General features: G+C 69.2%; 20 protein-coding genes, 1 tRNA gene and 1 other RNA gene. 13 read left to right on the top strand and 9 right to left on the bottom strand.

The genetic code is table 11. From position 1 onward, the window contains the following. Window positions 1-37: 37 nt before the first annotated feature. Together V1Y59_RS09300 and V1Y59_RS09295 are read left to right on the top strand one after the other, a co-directional pair. Window positions 38-469, top strand: coding sequence for a DUF3052 domain-containing protein (locus V1Y59_RS09300; protein ID WP_330504539.1), 432 nt, complete (start codon window positions 38-40; stop codon window positions 467-469). After that, window positions 466-957 (top strand): peroxiredoxin, encoded by a 492-nt coding sequence (locus tag V1Y59_RS09295; RefSeq protein ID WP_330504537.1) that lies wholly within the window; start codon window positions 466-468, stop codon window positions 955-957. Before V1Y59_RS09300 ends, V1Y59_RS09295 begins: the two co-directional genes overlap by 4 nt. On the opposite strand, the gene V1Y59_RS09290 is transcribed toward V1Y59_RS09295, so the two are convergent. Next, window positions 954-1,481: a cupin domain-containing protein gene (locus tag V1Y59_RS09290; protein WP_330504536.1), complete on the bottom strand. Its 528-nt coding sequence runs from the start codon at window positions 1,479-1,481 to the stop codon at window positions 954-956. The genes V1Y59_RS09295 and V1Y59_RS09290 overlap by 4 nt on opposite strands. A gap of 25 nt (window positions 1,482-1,506) precedes the next feature. On the opposite strand from V1Y59_RS09290, the gene V1Y59_RS09285 reads away from it, so the two are divergent. Together V1Y59_RS09285 and V1Y59_RS09280 are read left to right on the top strand one after the other, a co-directional pair. Next, window positions 1,507-1,941 (top strand): MarR family winged helix-turn-helix transcriptional regulator, encoded by a 435-nt coding sequence (locus V1Y59_RS09285; RefSeq protein WP_330504535.1) that lies wholly within the window; start codon window positions 1,507-1,509, stop codon window positions 1,939-1,941. Window positions 1,942-2,026: 85 nt separating this feature from the next. After that, window positions 2,027-2,098, top strand: a tRNA-Val gene (locus V1Y59_RS09280). Window positions 2,099-2,383: 285 nt separating this feature from the next. Here the strand turns inward: V1Y59_RS09280 and V1Y59_RS09275 are convergent. The 4 genes from V1Y59_RS09275 to V1Y59_RS09260 all read right to left on the bottom strand — a co-directional run bounded on the left by V1Y59_RS09275 (window position 2,384) and on the right by V1Y59_RS09260 (window position 6,173). Beyond that, the gene (locus V1Y59_RS09275; RefSeq protein WP_330504534.1) at window positions 2,384-3,187 is read right to left on the bottom strand and encodes a putative protein N(5)-glutamine methyltransferase; all 804 of its coding nucleotides are present in this window, start codon (window positions 3,185-3,187) and stop codon (window positions 2,384-2,386) included. After that, a complete protein-coding gene (locus V1Y59_RS09270) occupies window positions 3,184-4,170 on the bottom strand; it encodes a helix-turn-helix transcriptional regulator (RefSeq protein WP_330504533.1) in 987 nt (328 codons plus the stop codon). Before V1Y59_RS09270 ends, V1Y59_RS09275 begins: the two co-directional genes overlap by 4 nt. Before the next feature lie 66 nt (window positions 4,171-4,236). Beyond that, window positions 4,237-5,115 carry an aldo/keto reductase gene (locus V1Y59_RS09265; protein WP_330504532.1) on the bottom strand — a complete coding sequence of 293 codons (879 nt, stop codon included), beginning with the start codon at window positions 5,113-5,115 and terminating at the stop codon, window positions 4,237-4,239. Window positions 5,116-5,156: 41 nt separating this feature from the next. Further along, window positions 5,157-6,173 (bottom strand): CE1 family esterase, encoded by a 1,017-nt coding sequence (locus V1Y59_RS09260; RefSeq protein WP_330504531.1) that lies wholly within the window; start codon window positions 6,171-6,173, stop codon window positions 5,157-5,159. 138 nt (window positions 6,174-6,311) lie between these two features. On the opposite strand from V1Y59_RS09260, the gene V1Y59_RS09255 reads away from it, so the two are divergent. Next, window positions 6,312-7,589 carry a glycoside hydrolase family 1 protein gene (locus tag V1Y59_RS09255; RefSeq protein WP_330504608.1) on the top strand — a complete coding sequence of 426 codons (1,278 nt, stop codon included), beginning with the start codon at window positions 6,312-6,314 and terminating at the stop codon, window positions 7,587-7,589. Between the two features lie 18 nt (window positions 7,590-7,607). Next, entirely contained in the window at window positions 7,608-8,432 is an 825-nt protein-coding gene (locus V1Y59_RS09250; protein ID WP_330504530.1) for a maleylpyruvate isomerase family mycothiol-dependent enzyme, read from the top strand. A gap of 218 nt (window positions 8,433-8,650) precedes the next feature. Here the strand turns inward: V1Y59_RS09250 and V1Y59_RS09245 are convergent, their stop codons facing one another. Further along, window positions 8,651-9,472, bottom strand: a complete 822-nt coding sequence (locus V1Y59_RS09245) for a spermidine synthase (RefSeq protein ID WP_330504529.1) — start codon at window positions 9,470-9,472, stop codon at window positions 8,651-8,653. Between the two features lie 60 nt (window positions 9,473-9,532). Here V1Y59_RS09245 and V1Y59_RS09240 point away from each other — a divergent pair, with 60 nt between their 5' ends. Beyond that, a complete protein-coding gene (locus V1Y59_RS09240; RefSeq protein WP_330504528.1) occupies window positions 9,533-10,507 on the top strand; it encodes a cobalamin biosynthesis protein in 975 nt (324 codons plus the stop codon). Here V1Y59_RS09240 and V1Y59_RS09235 read toward each other — a convergent pair. Then, window positions 10,485-11,468: an SURF1 family cytochrome oxidase biogenesis protein gene (locus V1Y59_RS09235; protein WP_330504527.1), complete on the bottom strand. Its 984-nt coding sequence runs from the start codon at window positions 11,466-11,468 to the stop codon at window positions 10,485-10,487. The genes V1Y59_RS09240 and V1Y59_RS09235 overlap by 23 nt on opposite strands. An 82-nt stretch (window positions 11,469-11,550) precedes the next feature. On the opposite strand from V1Y59_RS09235, the gene V1Y59_RS09230 reads away from it, so the two are divergent. Then, the gene (locus tag V1Y59_RS09230) at window positions 11,551-12,552 is read left to right on the top strand and encodes a zinc-binding metallopeptidase family protein (RefSeq protein ID WP_330504526.1); all 1,002 of its coding nucleotides are present in this window, start codon (window positions 11,551-11,553) and stop codon (window positions 12,550-12,552) included. A 30-nt stretch (window positions 12,553-12,582) separates the two neighbouring features. Here the strand turns inward: V1Y59_RS09230 and V1Y59_RS09225 are convergent, their stop codons facing one another. Both V1Y59_RS09225 and V1Y59_RS09220 read right to left on the bottom strand, forming a co-directional pair. Continuing rightward, window positions 12,583-13,062: a low molecular weight protein-tyrosine-phosphatase gene (locus V1Y59_RS09225; RefSeq protein WP_330504524.1), complete on the bottom strand. Its 480-nt coding sequence runs from the start codon at window positions 13,060-13,062 to the stop codon at window positions 12,583-12,585. After that, complete coding sequence (locus tag V1Y59_RS09220; RefSeq protein ID WP_431309136.1) at window positions 13,055-13,771, bottom strand: HAD hydrolase-like protein; 717 nt, start codon at window positions 13,769-13,771, stop codon at window positions 13,055-13,057. The genes V1Y59_RS09225 and V1Y59_RS09220 overlap by 8 nt, the downstream gene beginning before the upstream one ends. Window positions 13,772-13,801: 30 nt before the next feature. Between V1Y59_RS09220 and cobC the strand changes: the two genes are divergently transcribed. The 5 genes from cobC (at window position 13,802) to rnpB (ending at window position 18,068) form a co-directional block, all read left to right on the top strand. Further along, a complete protein-coding gene (cobC, locus tag V1Y59_RS09215; protein ID WP_330504523.1) occupies window positions 13,802-14,878 on the top strand; it encodes an Rv2231c family histidinol phosphate aminotransferase CobC in 1,077 nt (358 codons plus the stop codon). Further along, window positions 14,854-15,972 carry a Nif3-like dinuclear metal center hexameric protein gene (locus tag V1Y59_RS09210; RefSeq protein ID WP_330504522.1) on the top strand — a complete coding sequence of 373 codons (1,119 nt, stop codon included), beginning with the start codon at window positions 14,854-14,856 and terminating at the stop codon, window positions 15,970-15,972. The genes cobC and V1Y59_RS09210 overlap by 25 nt, the downstream gene beginning before the upstream one ends. 208 nt (window positions 15,973-16,180) lie before the next feature. Next, window positions 16,181-16,918: a zinc ribbon domain-containing protein gene (locus V1Y59_RS09205; protein WP_330504521.1), complete on the top strand. Its 738-nt coding sequence runs from the start codon at window positions 16,181-16,183 to the stop codon at window positions 16,916-16,918. Between the two features lie 14 nt (window positions 16,919-16,932). Next, window positions 16,933-17,601 (top strand): bifunctional RNase H/acid phosphatase, encoded by a 669-nt coding sequence (locus tag V1Y59_RS09200; RefSeq protein WP_330504520.1) that lies wholly within the window; start codon window positions 16,933-16,935, stop codon window positions 17,599-17,601. Window positions 17,602-17,636: 35 nt separating this feature from the next. Next, window positions 17,637-18,068, top strand: an RNA gene (gene rnpB / locus V1Y59_RS09195) — RNase P RNA component class A. Window positions 18,069-18,113 lie beyond the last annotated feature (45 nt).

Raw genomic sequence — 18,113 nt, 5'->3', positions numbered from 1 at the left:
GACAGTCGAATTCGCATTGGCAGGGAGGTCGCACGCGGTGGTAGCCGCCACAGAGTCCAGCAGCGCTGGGGGCAGTAGCGCCCACAAGCTCGGATTCACGTCCGGCATGGTGGTGCAGGAGCTCGGTTGGGACGAGGACACCGACGACGACCTGCGCGCCGACATCGAGGATGTCATCGGCGAGGAGATGCTCGACGATGACGCCGACGATGTCATCGACGTGGTCGTCCTCTGGTGGCGCGACGGCGACGGTGATCTCGTCGACGCCTTGATGGATGCCATCAGCCCGCTCGCCGACGACGGGTACGTCTGGGTGTTCTCGCCGAAGACCGGCACCGACGGGCATGTCGATCCCAGTGAGATCGCCGAGTCCGCGCCGACGGCGGGTCTGACCCAGACGAACGTCGTCAGCCTCGGGCGATGGTCGGGATCTCGGCTGGTGCAGCCGAAATCCCGGAAGCGCCCATGAGCGACGACGACCCTGCGGGTCCGACGCGGCCGCTGGGCGTCGGCGCGACGGCGCCCGACTTCGAACTCCGCGACCAGAACAACCAGCGGGTGTCGCTGAGCGCCCTGCGCGCCGACGGCGAAGTGCTGCTGGTGTTCTTCCCGTTGGCGTTCACCGGCACCTGTCAGGGCGAGCTCGGCTACATCCGGGACAACGAGCCCCGGTTCGTCCGCGACGGCCTGCGAACGGTCGCCATCTCGGTCGGTCCGCCGCCGACGCACAAGGTGTGGTCGTCGGCGCAGGGTTTCCTGTTCCCGATCCTGTCGGACTTCTGGCCGCACGGTGAGGTCGCCTCGACCTACGGGGTGTTCAACGAGGGTTCCGGTTACGCCAACCGGGCGACGTTCCTGGTGGACCGCGACGGTGTCATCACCTTCGCCGACATGCTCGGGCCCGGTGAGGCGCGCGATTCGGATCTCTGGGAGAAGGCGCTCCTCGCGGTCAACTAGTGTCGCGCGTTGCCCCGGCCGCGCCGCCGGGCGAGGCGGGCAAGACGCGGCAGTATCGCCTTCTGCAGTGGTACGGGAATGCCCGCGAGGTAGCCGTCCTGCAGATCCCAGAAGAGCGCGAGGTCCAGTGGATTGCGCGGCACCCCGTACATGTTCGTGCGTCCCGCGGCGTCGAGGTCGTGCCACGTCTCGAACATCTCGCGGTGCCGACCCGGCGGGGTGATGACGTGGTCGATCGCGCTGTCCGGATCGATGCTCCAGAACTCGTGGACCTGACGAGGGTGGACCGTGACGGTCTCACCCGGACCGACGACGACCGTGCGGCGGTCGACCCGACAGCGCAGTCGCCCGGATGTCACGGTGAACGTCTCGGCCAGCTCGGGATGCCAGTGCGGGCCGGCCAGTCGTCCGGGCCGCGGGATCTCGTGCCGCAGGTGTAAATGCTGCGTGCCGTCGTCGTCGATGAGTGTGCCGAGGATCTGCACACTGTGACCGTCCCGGAAGGTCAGCGTCTTGCCGTCCATATTTACCAAGGTTACCTTGGTAAATATGGACGGGGAAGCGTCGTCGCGGCTACTGCTGAGATCGCTGGTCGAGGTCACCCGGGCGTTCGAGGACCGCGTGTTGTCCGGGTTGGACATCGACGGCGTGCGTCCTGCCCACCTGGGCGTCTTTCGCTATCTGCGCCCGGACGGCAGCCGGATCGGTGACCTGGCGACGTCGGCGGGCATGTCCGGTCAGGCGATGGGGGAGCTCGTCGGCAAGATGCGCGAGCTCGGGTTTGTCGACGTGGTCGCGGACCCCGCCGATCGGCGGGCTCGGCTGGTCGTGCTGACACCTCGTGGCAGAGACGCGATGGCAACGTACGCGGCGCGGGTCCGCGAGGTCGAGGAGCAACTCGCCGGACAGATCGGTGCCGACGGTGTGGCCGACCTGCGGTCCCTGCTGGCTCGGTGCGCCGACGCCCTCGGGGTCGCGCGCTGATCCGGAGGTTGGTTTTGGGCTGCGGCGCGTGACCCATTACATTCATGAGTTGGTGTTCCGGTGTCGCTTCGCCGGTGTCGCCTCCGCGCGTATAGCTCAGCGGTAGAGCTCTGGTCTTACACACCAGCGGTCAGGGGTTCGAATCCCTTTGCGCGCACCGTCGCACCTTCGGTGCATCCAGCGATCGGCCGCTGCTACCCCCACCCCGAAACACGTTCTCGCGCATCGGCGAATCCTTCATCGACTGTTCATCCGCCTCGACACTGCGACGCGGAGAACCGTCGGTAGCGTCGAGGGTGCCGAGGGATCGATAGTCGCCCTTCCCGGGCGGGTCCCGAGGACGCACCACCTTTGTCGATCACCCCGCAGCACGGGGACTCCGGGGGTGGTGCCGACACTCACAGCGCTTCGACTGCTCACGGGCGGTCGAGGCGCTGTGTGCTCACCGGCCGGTGTTTCCTCGGTGATGTCCGACGACGACCGTGGCCGAGAGTTCCTCCGACGAGACCACCGACGTGAGCAGTCCGTGGTCCGACAGCGCCTCGGCCGTCAGCGTCGCCTGGGCCGCCCCGGTCTCGATCAGCACGTGTCCGCCCGGTCGTAGCCAGGCGCCGGCCTCCGCCCCGATCCGGCGGTGGTGATCGACGCCTTCGGGCCCGCCGTCGTGGGTGTGTCGCGGTTCGTGGTCGCGCGCCTCGGACGGCATGTGGCCGAGTTCGCCGGTCGGTACATACGGCGCGTTCACGACCACGAGGTCGATCCCACCCTTGAGATCGGCCGGCAGTGGTTCGAACATGTCCCCGCAGAACACCTGGCCGCCGATGGGCTCGATGTTGCGGGCCGCGCACCGCGCGGCGGCCGGGTCGATGTCGGCGGCGTAGAGCCGGACGTCGGGGACCTCGTGGGCGATGACGAGTCCGATCGCACCGGTCCCGCAGCACAGGTCCACCACGACGGAACCGGGTGGGCACACCGCAACGGCCTGTCGGACAAGCCATTCCGTGCGTCGTCGGGGAACGAACACGCCGGCGTCGATGAGTACGGTCTGCCCGCAGAACGTCATCTGGCCGATGACCACCTCGAGTGGTTCGCCTGCGACCCGGCGGGTCAGCCTGGCCTCCAGGTCGGCGGGATCTGCGGCCCGGGCCAGCAGCAGCTGCGCCTCCTCCTCGGCGAACACGCATCCCGCCGCCTGGAGCCGGCCGGTCGTCCGGGCCAGCAACTGGGGATCCGAGTCGGGGTTCATCCGGTTCCCACGCTGTCGACCGCACGCCGGTACCGGGCGGCGACCTCGTCGTGATAGCGCGCCACCGCACGGCACTCGTCGACCAGTTCGGGTGGGTCGAGCACGGTGAAGTCGGCCTCGAACGCACGCAGCCACCGCGCGATACTCACCAGCGACGTGCTGAACAGCACCAGCTCGCAGCCGTGCTCGTCGCCGGCTTCGATCGTTCCCCAGTCGTCGTAGACCATCGCGGCCACCGTCTCCATCGGCGCGTGGACACGGACCCGCGCCGATGCGCGCCGGTACACCGCGCCGAGACTGCGGGTCAGGAAGCCGGTGGCGCCGCCCTCCGGCAACTCCCGGGGCGTGAACCGCGGACCGGTGGGCGTCTTCGGCTCCATCCGATCGACTCGGAACGACCGCCAGTCCTCGCGTCCGAGATCCCATCCGATCAGATACCAGCGCAGCCCACTGCGGACCAGGCGATACGGCTCGATCTCCCGTCGGCTCTCGACGCCGTCGCCGCGGCGGTAGTCGAACCGCAACCGCTCAACGCGGTGGCATGCGGTGGCGATCTCCGTCAGCACCGCACCCGACACCGGATGGCGCTCCTCACGCGGCACGGCCTCCATGGTCAGCGCGTCGAGACGGTGACGCAGCCGGGAGGGCATCACCTGCCGCAGCTTGGTCAGTGCGCCCGCCGACGCCTCGGCCATGTCGCTGACCGAGCCCGTGGTGATCTCGTTGAGACCGAGGGCCACTGCGAGCACCTCCTGATCGTCGAGCAGCAGGGGAGGCATCTCCGCGCCCGCACCCAGCCGGTATCCGCCGCCGACGCCGACCGTCGCATCGACCGGATAGCCGAGTTCGCGGAGCTTGTCGACGTCACGCCGCACCGTACGGGTGGTGATGCTCAGGCGCTCGGCGAGTTCGGAGCCCGACCATTCGCGCCGCGTCTGCAGCAACGTCAACAGGGAGAGCAGTCGCGCCGAGGTTTCCAACATGTCGTCATCTTGCTCCCTTTTGCGGACAGATGCTGACCGCAATCGAGCAGTCCGTCGGCTGTGGTGTCAGTCGCGGGCGCCGGCAGCAAGCTCGTCGGGATGCGCACCCACTCTCGCTCCGGTGTCGAGTGCGGCGATCGCGGCCATGTCCGCGTCGTCGAGTTCGAAGTCGAGGACGTCGATGTTCTGCGCGATGCGCTCCTCGTGGACCGACTTCGGGATGACGATCACCCCGTTCTGAAGGTGCCATCGGATCATCACCTGCGCGGCCGACCGGCCATGGCGCTCGCCGATGTCGGTGAGGGCTGGATCGGTGAGCAGGGTGTTCGGCGAGGAGTCGGCGCCCCAGCCGGAGCCGCTGCCGCCCAACGGACTCCACGCCTCGACTGCGATGCCCTTCGTCGCGCAGTACGAACGCAGTTCCTGCTGCGCCAGCCGTGGATGCAGTTCGACCTGATCGACGGCCGGGACTTCCCCGGTCGCGTCGATGATGGCGTCGAGATGGTGTGGCTCGAAGTTGGACACGCCGATCGCGGAGGCCTTGCCCGCATCCCGGATCTCGACGAGGGCCCGCCACGTCTCGATCATCCGGTCGCGGTTCTGCAACGGCCAGTGGATGAGGTAGAGGTCGACGTGATCGAGGCCGAGCCGCTCGAGGCTCGCGTCGATCGCGCGGTGCGCCCGGTCGCGACCGTGGTCGGCGTTCCACAGCTTCGTGGTGACGAAGACGTCGCCACGATCGACCCCGGAAGCGGTGATGCCACGACCCACCGCGGCCTCGTTTCCGTAGGCGGCCGCCGTGTCGATGTGGCGATACCCCGCAGTGCCGATGGCGTATTCGACGGCTTTCTCGGTGTCGGAGTCGTCGGCCTGCCACACGCCGAGCCCGAGCTGGGGGATCAGCGCGCCGGTGGACAACTCGATGGTCGGGAGATCGGTGCTCATCTCTCCAGGCTATCGATCCAGGCCATCGGTCGGCCGTGGGTTCACGACGAGCCGAGAGTCGGCCGCGTCAGGAAGAACTGCCAGATCAGTTGGGTCGCCGACATCGCGCCACCGACGCTGCCGGTGCCGTGGCCGCCCACCGCGGCGGGCCACCGGTGACCACCGCCACGCAGGCGGTAGTGCACGACCGACGAACCGAGGCCTCCGCACAGCGGCCAGGAGAGGCGGTCGACCGAGTGAGTGAGCGGCATGGTCAGGGGTGCGTCGACACAGCCCGCCCGCTGCGTCCAACGCCGCAGCCGGCTCGCCGACGACAGATACCGCTCGCCGAACCGGGTGCCGCCCTGATACGAGATGGTGCGGTCGGCGGTGCCGTGGAAGTCGATCAACGAGATCGCGGGCCCGGAACCGCATCCGGCCACCGAACGCGCGTACACGGCTGCGGACACCGTGGCGAAGCCGGCGAACTCCCGGGACATCCGGCAGGCCAACAATGCGACGAACCCGCCGCCGTTGGACCGGCCGACGGCGAAGGTGCGGGAGCGGTCCACACATGCCCGGGTGCGCAGATCACGCAGGATCTCGCGGGTGAAGGCGACGTCGTCGGCGCGGGGCGATGCATACGGGGCGCCCTGCCACGCCGACTGATCTTTGCGGCCGGGCAGGCCCATCGGGTAGACGACGATCGCCGGCAGATTCGACAGGCCGGTGTAGTTCGCGAACGTCGCGGCGCGTTCGGCTCGGCCGTGGTACGCGATGATCAGTGGCATCGGAATGTGGCCGGTGTAGATCGAGGGAATGTGCACCTGGTAGCGCCGGCTCACCCCGCGCATCTGCACTGATCGCATAATGGTCGAGCCCGCTCGCATCGATGCTGTACCGCAGCCGGCGACCGGGTTTGCGGCGACAGCAGACGTCGTCGGTGCTGGAGCTCGGCGATCGGGCTCGGGGGCCGCGCCGCCGGTCGTCACACCCTCGATGAGCAGTATCAGCGCGATGACGGTGCACCACGTCGCGACGGCGAGGCGTCGCACTGTGCGACGTCGGGTGGCGGACACCGCAACAGGATATGGCGGCACACCCGCCGAACGGGGCGGGTTCGCGCGGTCCGCGGAATCCGCACCGAGCTCGAGGTGATCTGACATTCTTGGCCGGTGTCCCGAAGTGTCGCGCTGCGGCGTGGCCGCACCGTGGTGATGGCGTTGGCGTCTGTCGTCGCGGTGGCGGTCACCTCGCTCACCGTCTCGGCCGATGTGCATGCGGCTCCGCAGGCACTCCCTCGCGACTTCGCCTGGGGTGTCTCGTCGTCCGGATTCCAGAGCGAAGGCTCCTCACCGGACAGCAATTGGACGCGATACGCGGCCTCCGGCCGAACCCACGACCGGATCGGCTCGTCGGTCGACTTCCGGCACCGCTACCGCGAGGACATCGCCCGGGCCGCGGACCTCGGTGTCGGCGTGTACCGCGTCGGGGTCGAGTGGGCCCGGGTCGAACCGCGGCCGGGCGTGGTGGATCGCGCCGAACTCGCCTACTACGATGACATGATCGCCGCGATCGTCGAGGCCGGGATGCGCCCGATGATCACCCTCGACCACTGGGTCTATCCCGGCTGGATCGCCGATCGCGGTGGATGGGCCAGCGCATCGACGCCGGCGCTGTGGCTGCGCAATGCCCGCCGCGTCGTCGACCGATACGCACGCCACGACCCGTACTGGATCACCATCAACGAACCGTTCACCTACGTCACCAACGAGATCCGGGCCGGCTCCATCGCACCGACCGCGGTCCCGACGATGCTCGACCGGCTCGTCGACGTCCATCGCACGATCTACCACCACATCCATCGCCGCGATCCGGACGCGATGGTGTCGTCGAACGTCGCTTACATCCCGACCGTCGAACCGCTGCTCGACACGCAATTCGTCGACCGCGTCGCCGACACCCTCGACTTCATCGGGGTCGATTACTACTACTCGATCTCACCGGCCGACACCAACGCCTGGAATGCGGCGATCGAGCAGCAGTGGAACGCGCCCGTCGCGGCCGACGGCCTGTACTACGCGCTCCGCGACATGGCGCGGCGCTACCCGTCCAAGCCGCTGTACGTGGTGGAGTCGGGTATGCCCACCCGAGACAGTGCGGGGCGTCCGGACGGCTACCGGCGCGGTGATCATCTCCGTGATCTCGTCTACTGGGTGCAGCGGGCCAGAGGCGACGGCATCGACGTCATCGGGTACAACTACTGGAGTCTCACCGACAACTACGAGTGGGGAAGCTACACACCGAGATTCGGGCTCTACACGGTGGACGTCGCGACAGATCCGATCCTGACCCGTCGGCCCACCGACGCGGTCGCAGCCTATCGGCAGATCACCGCGGACAACGGGGTGCCGGCGACCTACCGGCCGACTCGCCCCGCCGAGTTCTGTTCGCTGGTCGCGGCGCCGGCGAGCTGCACCGAGCCCGTTCGCTGACTTCGAAGGAGCCCGCCCATGGCCAAGACCGTCCTGCCCATCGCCCCGATCGTCGACGCCCTCGTCGCGCAGTGGGCGACTCTCGAGCGCGTGGTGTCGCCGCTGTCCGACGAACAATGGTCAGCTCCGTCGATCCTGCCCGGGTGGTCGGTGGCCGACATCGTCGCGCACGTGGTCGGAACGGAGAGCCTGCTCGAGGGACGTGACGTCCCCACGACGCGCGACGTCGCCGCCCTCGAGCATGTCCGCAATCCGATCGGCGAACTCAACGAACGGTGGCTCGATCACTATCGTCCGGTGACCCGCGCCGACGTGATGGCCGCCTACGAGGAGATCGTGGGTGTGCGCACCGAGGCGCTACGCGCCATGACCCAGAACGACTTCGACGGCGACGCGCTGACCCCGGCCGGCCCGGACACGTATGGCCGATTCATGCGCATCCGGGTGTTCGACTGCTGGATTCACGAGATCGACATCCGTGACAGCACCGACGGTTCGGTGCCGTCGGACGACGTACCGGCGGCAGTCGCCCTCGACGAGATCGCCACCTCGTTGCCGTATGTCGTCGGCAAGCGCGCCGGGACGCCGAAGGGGACATCGGTGCTGTTCGCGATCGAGGGCCCCGGGGCGCGTCAGATCCGGATCTATGTCGATGACCGTGCCGCCACCGTCGACGCCTTCCCGGACGGCGATGAATCCGCCGACGTCACGCTGACGCTCGACTCGATCGACCTCGGGCGGTTGGTCGGCGGGCGGAAGACCGCGAATCCGGCGCGGGTCGCGATCGCCGGCGACCGGGCGGTCGGGGAGGCCATCGTCGCGAAGTTGGACTATGTCATTTGAGTTCTTCGAACGGGTGTTCGCTTGGGTTTTGTTGTATGGATGGTGCGATTCACGGCAGGAAAGTGGACGTCATCTGATCGGATGAGTGGTGGGGGGGGATTTCGATACGGCTCCTCGCTGCCGCTCGTCGCCTACTCAATCAGCGGGAGGGGACGGCTGCTGCCACTGGTCGCCTCTCAATCAGCAGAGGGGACTGCTCGCTGCTGCTCGTCGCCTACTCAATCGGCGGATGTGTCGGCGGGATCGGTGATCACCGAGCCGGAGCCGAAGTCCCGGGCTTGTCGGCCGGCGAGAATCTTGGCGGGCTGCGGATCGGCGAGCAGCGTGCGGACCAGGCCGGGGCCGGCCTCGATCGCCTGATCCGAGGCGACCAGCACCAGGTTGCCGGTGCGGCGGCCTTTGAGCATCGCCGCATCCGCCACGACGGCGACGTGCTCGAACACCGATGCGGCCGTGGTCACCTCGGCGCGCGCGAGGGTCAGGTCCCGATTGTCGCCGCAGTTCGCGAGGTACAGACCGCCGGGCGTGAGGACGCGCCGCACCTCGACGACGAACTCGCGAGTGGTGAGATGCCGCGGCGTGCGGGCCTCCGCGAATGCATCCCGGATGATCACGTCCCGTGTGTCCTCACGGAGTGATTCGAGAACCTCCCGGGCATCGCCGACGCGGATGCGCAGACGCGGCGCGCGGGGCAGGTCGAACCACTCACGCGCCAGCCGGGCCAGCGCCCCGTCGATCTCGACGGCCACCTGCCGCGACGCCGCGTAACGGTCGGCGATGAACCGGGGCAGCGCGCATGCCGCCGCCCCGAGATGCAGGACGCGTAAGGCGGCGTCGTCGGGGTGCACCTCGGCGATCATGGCGGCCATCTGCCGCATGTACTCGAAGTCCAGCACGCCGGGATCGGGATGGATGTGTGAACTCTGGGCCCCGTTCACGGTCAGCAGCCAGCCACCCGCCACGGTGTCGGGCATCAGTTCGGCGACTCCGGTGTCGATCGGGTGGGTGCCGGCGACCGGTTCGGCGCGGGATCTGGCCATCGCGGTGAGTCTATGTGCCCGTGCGTGTGCGCTGCCGCGAGCGTCGATACGATCGCCGACGTGCCCGACTCCAGTCGTCCCGACGTTCGATCGGTTCGCATTCCCCCTCGCGTCGGCGTCGCGGCCGGGCTCCTGATCGGCCTCGTCGCCGACCGCGCCGTGGGGGACCCACGGCGCCTGCATCCGGTGGCCGGCCTGGGCCGGGCGATCGGGCTGGCGGAGTCGTGGCTGTATCACGACACACGTCGCCACGGGGTGCTGCTCGCCGGCCTCTGTGTCGGCACCGCGTGGACGGCCGGCGAGCTTGTGGGCGCCCGCACCCGCGGTGCGGCCCGCGTGGTCGTGACGGCTGCGACCACCTGGTCGGTGCTCGGCGGGACGACGTTGTGCCGGGTGGGGGAGGACATGGCCGACCTGCTCGACGACGGCGACCTCGACGGAGCGCGGGCTCTCGTGCCCAGCCTCTGCGGACGCGATCCGGAGGCGCTCGACGCGGCCGGGATGGTCCGGGCAGCAGTGGAATCGATCGCCGAGAACACCTCTGACGCTGCGGTGGCACCGCTGTTCTGGGGCGGGGTGGCGGGCCTGCCCGGCCTCGTCGCGTACCGAACCGTCAACACTCTCGACTCGATGGTCGGCTATCGCTCGCCACGTCACGAACGGTTCGGATGGGCGTCGGCGCGGCTCGACGATCTGGTCAATCTGGTGCCCGCCCGTCTCTCCGGGCTGCTCGTGGCGGCCCTGGGAGGTGCACCGGGGCGCAGTGTCGGCGCCTGGCGCCGCGATGCGCGTGCCCACCCCAGCCCGAACGCGGGTGTCGTCGAGGCGGCGTTCGCCGGGGCGCTCGGGGTACGGCTGGGCGGCCGCACCGAGTATCCGCACGGCGTCGAGCAGCGACCCGAGTTGGGTAGCGGTCCGGCAGCGACCACGGCCGACCTGCGGGCGGCGGCGCGACTGTCACGTCGTGTGCAAGTTGGTGCCGCGCTTGTCGCAGCGGGTCTGGCGGTGGGTGTCAGCCGCCGTAGCGGTGCGTGAGTTTGGCGCGGACATCGTCGTCGGCGGTCTCGGCATCCGGGCCGCTGCCCACCTGGTGACGTTGACGGGAGCCCGACGCGGCGCCCGCGTCCCGAAGATCGGCGCGGACACGACCACGCCGCCCGCGTGACGCCGGTGAGGCGTCCGGACGGGAGGGCGCCCCGCTGCCGTCGGCCCGATCGTCGCCGTCGCCCCTCGCCGCCCCACCGGTGGCCGCCTGCCCGGCGCGACGCCGTTGGCGGATCTCCGCATAGATGAAGTAACCCGCCCCCAACGGCGCCATGATGCCGAAGGCGAGCCACTGCAGCCCGTAGGAGAGGTAGGGCCCGGAGTCCAGCTGGGGAAGGGGGATCTCGCCGAGCGATCCGGGCTGGTCGGGTGAGAGTTGCAGGTAGAACGGGTCGAGATCGGTGTCGACGGCGCGGCCGACCTCGGCCGGATCGATGGTGTAGACGGCCACCGTGTTCGCTTCGCTGTGTGCGCCGCGGCCAGGCGAGGTGCCCTCGCCCTTGCGTATCCGCGCCTCGATCGTGGTGACCTCCGAGGGTGCGGCCGGGATCGGCGGCAACGCGTCCTGCTCGGGGCGGACGTAGCCGCGGTTCACCAGGACGACACGCGAGCCGTCATCGACGGCAAAGGGGGTCAGCACCTCCACGGCCGGCCGTTCCTCGACCGAACGCAGGCGCACGGCCACCTCTCGGTCGGTGAGATAGCGGCCGGTCAGGGAGACCTCGCGCCATTCCGTCGACGGGTCGAACGGGGCGCCCGGCGCGGCGACCTCGTCGATCGGAACCGGCGCCTGGGTCATCGCCGCCTCGATCAGGTCGTTGCGTTCCTCGGTGTCACTGCTCTTGCCCAGCTGCCACGGAGCCAACAGGGTGAAGCACATCGCCGCGAACGCGACGACCACCACGCCCAGGGCGAGCCACCCGGGGCGTAGGAACGTCCGCACCACATGCACCCCTCAACGGTACCGAGCGGCGGAAGTCGGGGGTCGTCGTGCCGTGCACTCGACGGCGACGGGCCAGGGTAGCGTTGACGAAATGCGAGATTTCCTGTGCCGGACCTGCGGTCAGCGATTGTCGTTCGAGAACAGTCTGTGTCTGAACTGCAAGAGTGCACTGGGATTCTGGCTGCCGACTCGCGCCATCTACGTGCTCGACGACTCCGGGCGCGCCGAAGTCGATGGCCTCCTCCTCGAGCGTTGCGCCAATAATCTTGTCGCGCAATGTAACTGGCTGGTGAAGTGGTCCGGCGTGCCGACGATGTGCGCGTCGTGTGCGCTCACCCGTACCCGACCGTCCGACGACGAGGTGGATGCGCTCGCGGAGTTCGGACGTGCCGAGACGGCCAAACGTCGCCTCATCCTCGAACTCGACGAGCTCGGTCTGCCGATCCGCGGCCGCGACGAGGACCCCGAGACCGGGCTGGCGTTCGACCTGTTGTCGAGTTCACAGTCGTCGGTGGTGACCGGACACGCCAGCGGCGTCATCACCCTCGACCTCGCCGAGGGCGACGACGTGCACCGCGAGCAGATGCGCGTGGAGTTGGAGGAGCCGTATCGCACGGTGCTCGGGCACTTCCGCCACGAGATCGGCCACTACTACCAGCTCGTCCTGATCGACGACTCGAACCGGGCGCAGTTCGACGACCTGTTCGGGGATCCCGACGAGGATTACCAGGCGGCCCTGGATCGCCATTACTCGCAGGGGGCGCCCGAGGGGTGGGCGCGCGACTACGTGTCGTCGTACGCGACCATGCACCCGGCCGAGGACTTCGCCGAGACTTTTGCCCACTACCTGCACATTCGCGACACCCTCGACACGGCGGCGGCGTTCGCGATGGCTCCGGCGGGGTCGACGCTCGACAGTGTGCTGCCCGGCGACGTCGGGTTCGAGCGCCTCGTCGAGTGGTGGCTTCCGCTGACGTGGGCGCTCAACCAGATCAACCGCTCGATGGGTCACCCGGACCTGTACCCGTTCGTGCTCCCGGAACGGGTGCTCGACAAGATCCGGTTCGTGCACAACCTGGTGTTGCCGGGCTGAGCCGCGGGTCGGCCCGGACGGGCGAAGGGGTCAGTCGGCGCGGACGTTCGCGCGCACCCAGTCGAGCAGGCCGGGGACCGATGCCTCGATCTGTTGGCGGGTGATCTCGAAGTCCTCGCCGGTGCCGTAATACGGGTCGTTGAGGTCCAGGTCGGCGGGATCTGCCGTGGGGTCGAAGCTGCGCAACAGGCGCACCTTGTCGCCGAGCCGCTTGCGTTCCAGCTCCCGGACGTGGCCGGCGTCCATGGCGACCAGCAGGTCGGCGTCGAAGTGTTCCGGTGAGAGTTGCGCGGCGACGTGGCCGTCCGGATAGCCGTGTGCCAACAGTTCGGTGCGCGCACGGTTGTCGGCCGGTTCGCCGGTGTGAAAGCCACTCGTCCCGCAGCTGTCCACATGTACCTGCCCGGACAGGCCCGAATTCTCGAGGGCCGCCCGGAAGATGTTCTGTGCCATGGGCGACCGGCAGATGTTGCCGGTGCACACGAAACACACGTGCAATTGATCAGACACCCAGTACCTCGCGCAGATCTGCGATGGACCCGACGGCCCAGGCCGCCGAGCCGTCCTCCCCGTCCAGAGCGTAACCCCAACCCACGATGACCGCTGGGATCCCGTACAGCGCGGCACCTTCGACGTCGTGAGCGCGGTCACCGATCATCACCACCGGGCCGTCGGTCACATGCTCGCCGGAATCGGCCCGGACACCGAGCCGTGCCAGTGCGTGCGCGATGACGTCGGATTTCGCGCGGCGGGAGCCGTCGTCGCTCGCACCGGCGATCACGGCGAAGTGGTGGGCGAGGCCGAAGTGTTCGAGGATCGCCACGGCCGTCTTCTCGTTCTTCGACGTCGCCACCGCGAGGGTCCGACCCGCGGCGCGCAGATCGGCGAGGACGTCGGCCATGCCGTCGTACACGGCGTTCTCCAGCCAACCGGTGTCGGTGTAACGCTCGCGGTAGGCGCGCATCGCGGCGTCCGCGGTGGCCTGATCGAGTCCCATCCCGGTGAGGGTGTCGATCATCGGCGGGCCGGCGATACCGGCGACGAGGTCGGGCGAGGGGTCGGGCGCCCCGACCGTCGACAAGGCGTACCGGAAACTGTTGGCGATACCGGCGAAGCTGTCGGTGATCGTGCCGTCGAGGTCCACCAGCAGCACGGTGGACGGATCGGCGGGGTCGGCGCGGTGGGCGGCGATCTCGGGAGTTCCAGGTGTGTCGGTCACTGCTCCATCGTGCACGTAGGCTGGGGATTTATGACATCGGGGCTGTTCGCACGGGACCGACACGGTGATGCCGACGCCGAACCGGGACTCGTCGACTTCGCGGTGAATGTCCGTGCCGGGCCGCCGCGTTTCGTCGCCGACGCCCTGGCCGAACGGATCGCCGATCTGGCCGCTTATCCCTCACCGCGCGACGAACACTTGGCCGTCGAAGCGGTCGCGGCGGCGCATGGACGACGTCCGGACGAGGTGTTGCTCCTGGCCGGTGCCGCCGAGGGATTCGAGCTGCTGCCGCGCCTCGCCCCGCGGCTGGCGGCGCTGATCCAGCCGTCGTTCACCGAACCGGAACTCGCATTGCGGGCGGCGGGCGTACCGATCGCCGACGTGATCCTGCCCCCGCCATGGGAACTGGACGTGACGGCGGTCCCGGACGAGGCCGATCTGGTGGTGCTCGGCAACCCCACCAATCCCACCTCCGTCCTGCATCCGCGCGCCGAGATCGAGCGGCTGCGTCGGCCAGGCCGGATCGTGGTGGTCGACGAGGCGTTCGCCGACGTCACGACGGACCCGCTGACCGGGGGTCACGAACCGTGTTCGGTCGCAGCCGAAGCGGCCGACGATGTGATCGTCATCCGGAGTGTGACAAAGACATTCGGTCTGGCCGGGTTGCGCGCGGGGTATCTGCTGGCCCACCCCGATCTGATCGGCCGACTCGCCGTCGGGCGGCGGCCGTGGCCGTTGGGCACATTGGCGCTCACCGCGCTGCAGCAGTGTGTCGGACCGGTGGGGCAGGACTACGCACGGACCGAGGCACGCCGTATCGCCGAGGACCGCACCGCGATGGTCGCCATGCTGGAGACGGCCGGTATCGAGGTCTGCGTTCCGCCACGCGCGTCGTTCGTCCTGGTCCGCGTACCGGGCGCGTTGGCCCTGAAAGGCCGGTTGCGGCACAGCGGATTCGCGATCCGCAGCGCGGCGAACTTCGTCGGGCTCGACGACGAGTACGTGCGCTTGGCGGTACGAGATCCGGCCACCACGCGGACGCTCGTCGACACCATCACGGCCTTACGAGAGGAGATGGCAGCATGCCGACAACCGTCGCCGAGGTGATCGGTGCACTCGACCGCGCCTACCCGCAGCATCTGGCCGAACCGTGGGACTCGGTCGGTCTCGTCTGCGGCGACCCGGCCGAGCCGGTGGATTCGATCCTGGTGTGCGTCGATGTCACCGACGACGTGGTGGCCGCAGCCATCGGGATGGGCGCACAGATGATCGTCGCGCACCATCCGCTGCTGTTGCGGGGAGTGGACTCGGTGGCCGCCGACACCGCGAAGGGACGTATCGTGCACCGGCTGATCCGGTCGGGCATCGCATTGTTCACCGCGCACACCAACGCCGACAGCGCACGCCCGGGGGTGTCCGATGCCCTCGCCGAGTCACTCGACGTACTCGACACCGTCCCGATCGACGCGAGATCGTCGGCGCCGGTCGACAAGTGGGTGGTGATGGTGCCGGAGGGCAACGCCGAGCAGGTGAGCGAGGCGATGTTCGCGGCCGGTGCAGGCGCGGTCGGGGAGTACCGCGACTGCTGCTGGACGGTGGTCGGCACCGGTCAGTTCGAGGCGCAGGAAGCCGCCAACCCTGCCATCGGGTCCATCGGGGAACGCACCCGGGTCGATGAGGAGCGGGTGGAGATGGTGGCCGACCGTCGGCTGCGGCGCGCGGTGCTGACGGCGCTGCGCGGGGCTCATCCCTACGAGGAGCCCGCGTTCGACATCCTCGAGGTCGCCGACACCGCGATGGACGTCGGACTGGGTCGGATAGGTCGGCTCGAGGCGCCGACAACCGTCGCCGAGTTCGCCCGCAAGGTGGCCGATCGGCTGCACGTGCCGTCCGGCGTGCGCGTCGCCGGCGCCGCCGATGCCCCGGTCGAGACGGTCGCGGTGTGCGGCGGGGCGGGAGATTCGCTCCTCGACGCCGTCGCCGCGGCGGGTGCGGATGTGTACGTCACCGCCGATCTGCGTCATCATCCCGCCGACGAGAGCCTGCGGCGAGGTGGACCGGCACTGATCGACGCGGGGCACTGGGCCACCGAGTTCCCGTGGTGCGGCCAGGCGTCGCGACTGCTGGCGGCGGACCTGCACGTCACCGTTGCGGTGCACCGCGAACCGACCGATCCGTTCGCGTTGGTCACCCGACCCTGACCACCGGAACCCGACCACCTTGAACCTGACCTACCCCAAACCTGACTACTCCGCCGGGCCGGTCGGGCGGGCGCGTACGGTATGTGGCACCCGCGGCACCGTGGGCGAGAACAGCACAGGGGAGCCGGGCGCCCGGAGTGGACGTGGCAGGGGATGAGGCACGGGTGACGACAGCACAGTACGACCGCGAACAACGGAGGTGGCCACGGTGAAGGTGGATGCCGGAGCGCAACGACTACTCCTCGATCTCGCCGACGTCGACGCCGAGCTCGCCCGGATCGACCATCGTCGGACGTCGCTGCCCGAAGATGCCGAGCTCGCCGACCTCGCCACCCGCGCCGACGCGGCCCGCGACGATCTGGTTCGCGCGGAGATCTCCGCCGAGGACCTCACCCGCGAGTACCGGCGGATGGAGGGCGAGGTGAACGGCATGGCCGCGCGCGAGGCCAAGGACTCCCAGCAACTCACCGCGGGCGGACTCGCCCCCAGGGCGTTGTCGGAACTGCAACACGAACTGACCGGGCTGGCGCGTCGTCGCACGATCATCGAGGACGACATGCTCGGTGTGATGGAACAGCAGGAGGCGATCGCCGCCGAGCAGCAACGCGCGTCCGCGACCCTGGAGCACCTGGCCACGGAGACCGCGAGTGTGCGCGAACGCCGCGACGCCGCGATGGCCGATCTCGAGGCCGACCTCGAGGCCGCGACGTCGCGCCGCGCCGCACTCGTCGCCGACGTCGCGCCCGAACTCCTCACGATCTATGACCGGCAACGGTCGTCCGGCCGTGTCGGTGCAGGACTGTTGCGCGCCCGCCGCTGCGGCGCGTGCCGGATGGAACTCGACCGCGGCACCATCGCATCGATCACGGCGGCCGCGCCCGACGAGGTGATCCGATGCGAGGAATGTGGAGCCATCCTCGTGCGGACGGCCGAGTCGGGTATCTGATGTCGGGAGAGGCGATGTCGGGAGCGACGGCCACCGGCGACCGGGCGCCGACATGGCAGGGCCAACGAGTCCGGCCGACCCGATTCCTGCTCCTGCGCCACGGCCAGACCGCGCTCTCGGTCGAGCGCAGGTACTCAGGCCGGGGGAACCCGGAACTCACCGACCTCGGACGTCGGCAGGCGGCCGCGGCGGCCGAGCGCCTCGGGGCCGACACGGATATCACCGCGGTGGTCTCGTCCCCGTTGGGCCGCGCGCTGACCACGGCGCGTGCGGCTGCTGACCGTCTCGGTGTCGAGGTCGAGATCGACGACGGTTTCATCGAGACCGACTTCGGTGCCTGGGAAGGTCTGACGTTCGTCGAAGCCGCCGAACGCGACCCCGACGTGCACGGCCGATGGCTCGCCGACACCACGATTCCCGCGCCCGGCGGCGAGAGCTTCGGTGAGGTCGCCGAGCGGGTGAATACGGCCAAAGATGCCCTGCTGCAGCGCTATCCCGGGCAGACGGTGCTGGTCGTCTCACACGTCACGCCGATCAAGTCGCTGTTGCGCGAAGCGCTGGGCAGTGGACCCGAACTGCTCTTCCGCCTCCACCTCGACCTCGCGTCGCTGTCGATCGCCGAGTTCTTCCCGGATGGCGGGTCGGTCGTGAAACTGGTCAACGACACCAGCCACCTCACCTGACCCGTCGACCGCCACGGCTATCCTGGATGGGCGAACGAGTCGGCCGGGCGGCCGCGGTGCGCGGAACGGCCCGTAGACGGGTACGCCGACACCGAGGAAAGTCCGGACTCCACAGAGCAGGGTGGTTGTCAACGGCAACCCGGGGTGACCCGCGGGACAGTGCCACAGAGAACAGACCGCCGTCGATCGGTCCTTCGGGGCCGATCGACGGTAAGGGTGAAACGGTGCGGTAAGAGCGCACCAGCGGCGCGGGTGACCGCGTCGGCTCGGTAAACCCCACCCGGAGCAAGGCCGAAGCTCGCACCACGGGAAACCGTGCGTGCGGGTGCGCGGATGATCGAGGGCTGCTCGCCCGAGTCCGCGGGTGGGCCGCTCGAGGTACCCGGCGACGGTGTGCCCAGATGGATGGTCGCCGCCCGGTCTCTTCTGATCGGGTACAGGATCCGGCTTACACGCCGACTCGTTCGCCCTTCGCGGGTCCGCGTACCCGGCGATGTCGCCTACAGTCGGTG

The organism is Gordonia prachuapensis, from assembly GCF_036350515.1.
Taxonomy (GTDB): Bacteria; Actinomycetota; Actinomycetes; order Mycobacteriales; family Mycobacteriaceae; genus Gordonia; species Gordonia prachuapensis.
This window is presented reverse-complemented; position numbering and strand designations above follow the sequence as displayed.

Excerpts from the sequence above, each read along its gene's own strand:
- V1Y59_RS09245 (WP_330504529.1), bottom strand. The coding sequence starts at position 9,472 with ATGGCCAGATCCCGCGCCGAACCGGTCGCCGGCACCCACCCGATCGAC.
- cobC (WP_330504523.1), top strand. The coding sequence starts at position 13,802 with ATGACATCGGGGCTGTTCGCACGGGACCGACACGGTGATGCCGACGCC.
- V1Y59_RS09210 (WP_330504522.1), top strand. The coding sequence starts at position 14,854 with ATGCCGACAACCGTCGCCGAGGTGATCGGTGCACTCGACCGCGCCTAC.
- V1Y59_RS09250 (WP_330504530.1), top strand. The coding sequence starts at position 7,608 with ATGGCCAAGACCGTCCTGCCCATCGCCCCGATCGTCGACGCCCTCGTC.
- V1Y59_RS09270 (WP_330504533.1), bottom strand. The coding sequence starts at position 4,170 with ATGTTGGAAACCTCGGCGCGACTGCTCTCCCTGTTGACGTTGCTGCAG.
- V1Y59_RS09290 (WP_330504536.1), bottom strand. The coding sequence starts at position 1,481 with ATGGACGGCAAGACGCTGACCTTCCGGGACGGTCACAGTGTGCAGATC.
- V1Y59_RS09265 (WP_330504532.1), bottom strand. The coding sequence starts at position 5,115 with ATGAGCACCGATCTCCCGACCATCGAGTTGTCCACCGGCGCGCTGATC.
- V1Y59_RS09285 (WP_330504535.1), top strand. The coding sequence starts at position 1,507 with ATGGACGGGGAAGCGTCGTCGCGGCTACTGCTGAGATCGCTGGTCGAG.
- V1Y59_RS09230 (WP_330504526.1), top strand. The coding sequence starts at position 11,551 with ATGCGAGATTTCCTGTGCCGGACCTGCGGTCAGCGATTGTCGTTCGAG.
- V1Y59_RS09295 (WP_330504537.1), top strand. The coding sequence starts at position 466 with ATGAGCGACGACGACCCTGCGGGTCCGACGCGGCCGCTGGGCGTCGGC.
- V1Y59_RS09275 (WP_330504534.1), bottom strand. The coding sequence starts at position 3,187 with ATGAACCCCGACTCGGATCCCCAGTTGCTGGCCCGGACGACCGGCCGG.
- V1Y59_RS09255 (WP_330504608.1), top strand. The coding sequence starts at position 6,312 with ATGGCGTTGGCGTCTGTCGTCGCGGTGGCGGTCACCTCGCTCACCGTC.
- V1Y59_RS09200 (WP_330504520.1), top strand. The coding sequence starts at position 16,933 with ATGTCGGGAGCGACGGCCACCGGCGACCGGGCGCCGACATGGCAGGGC.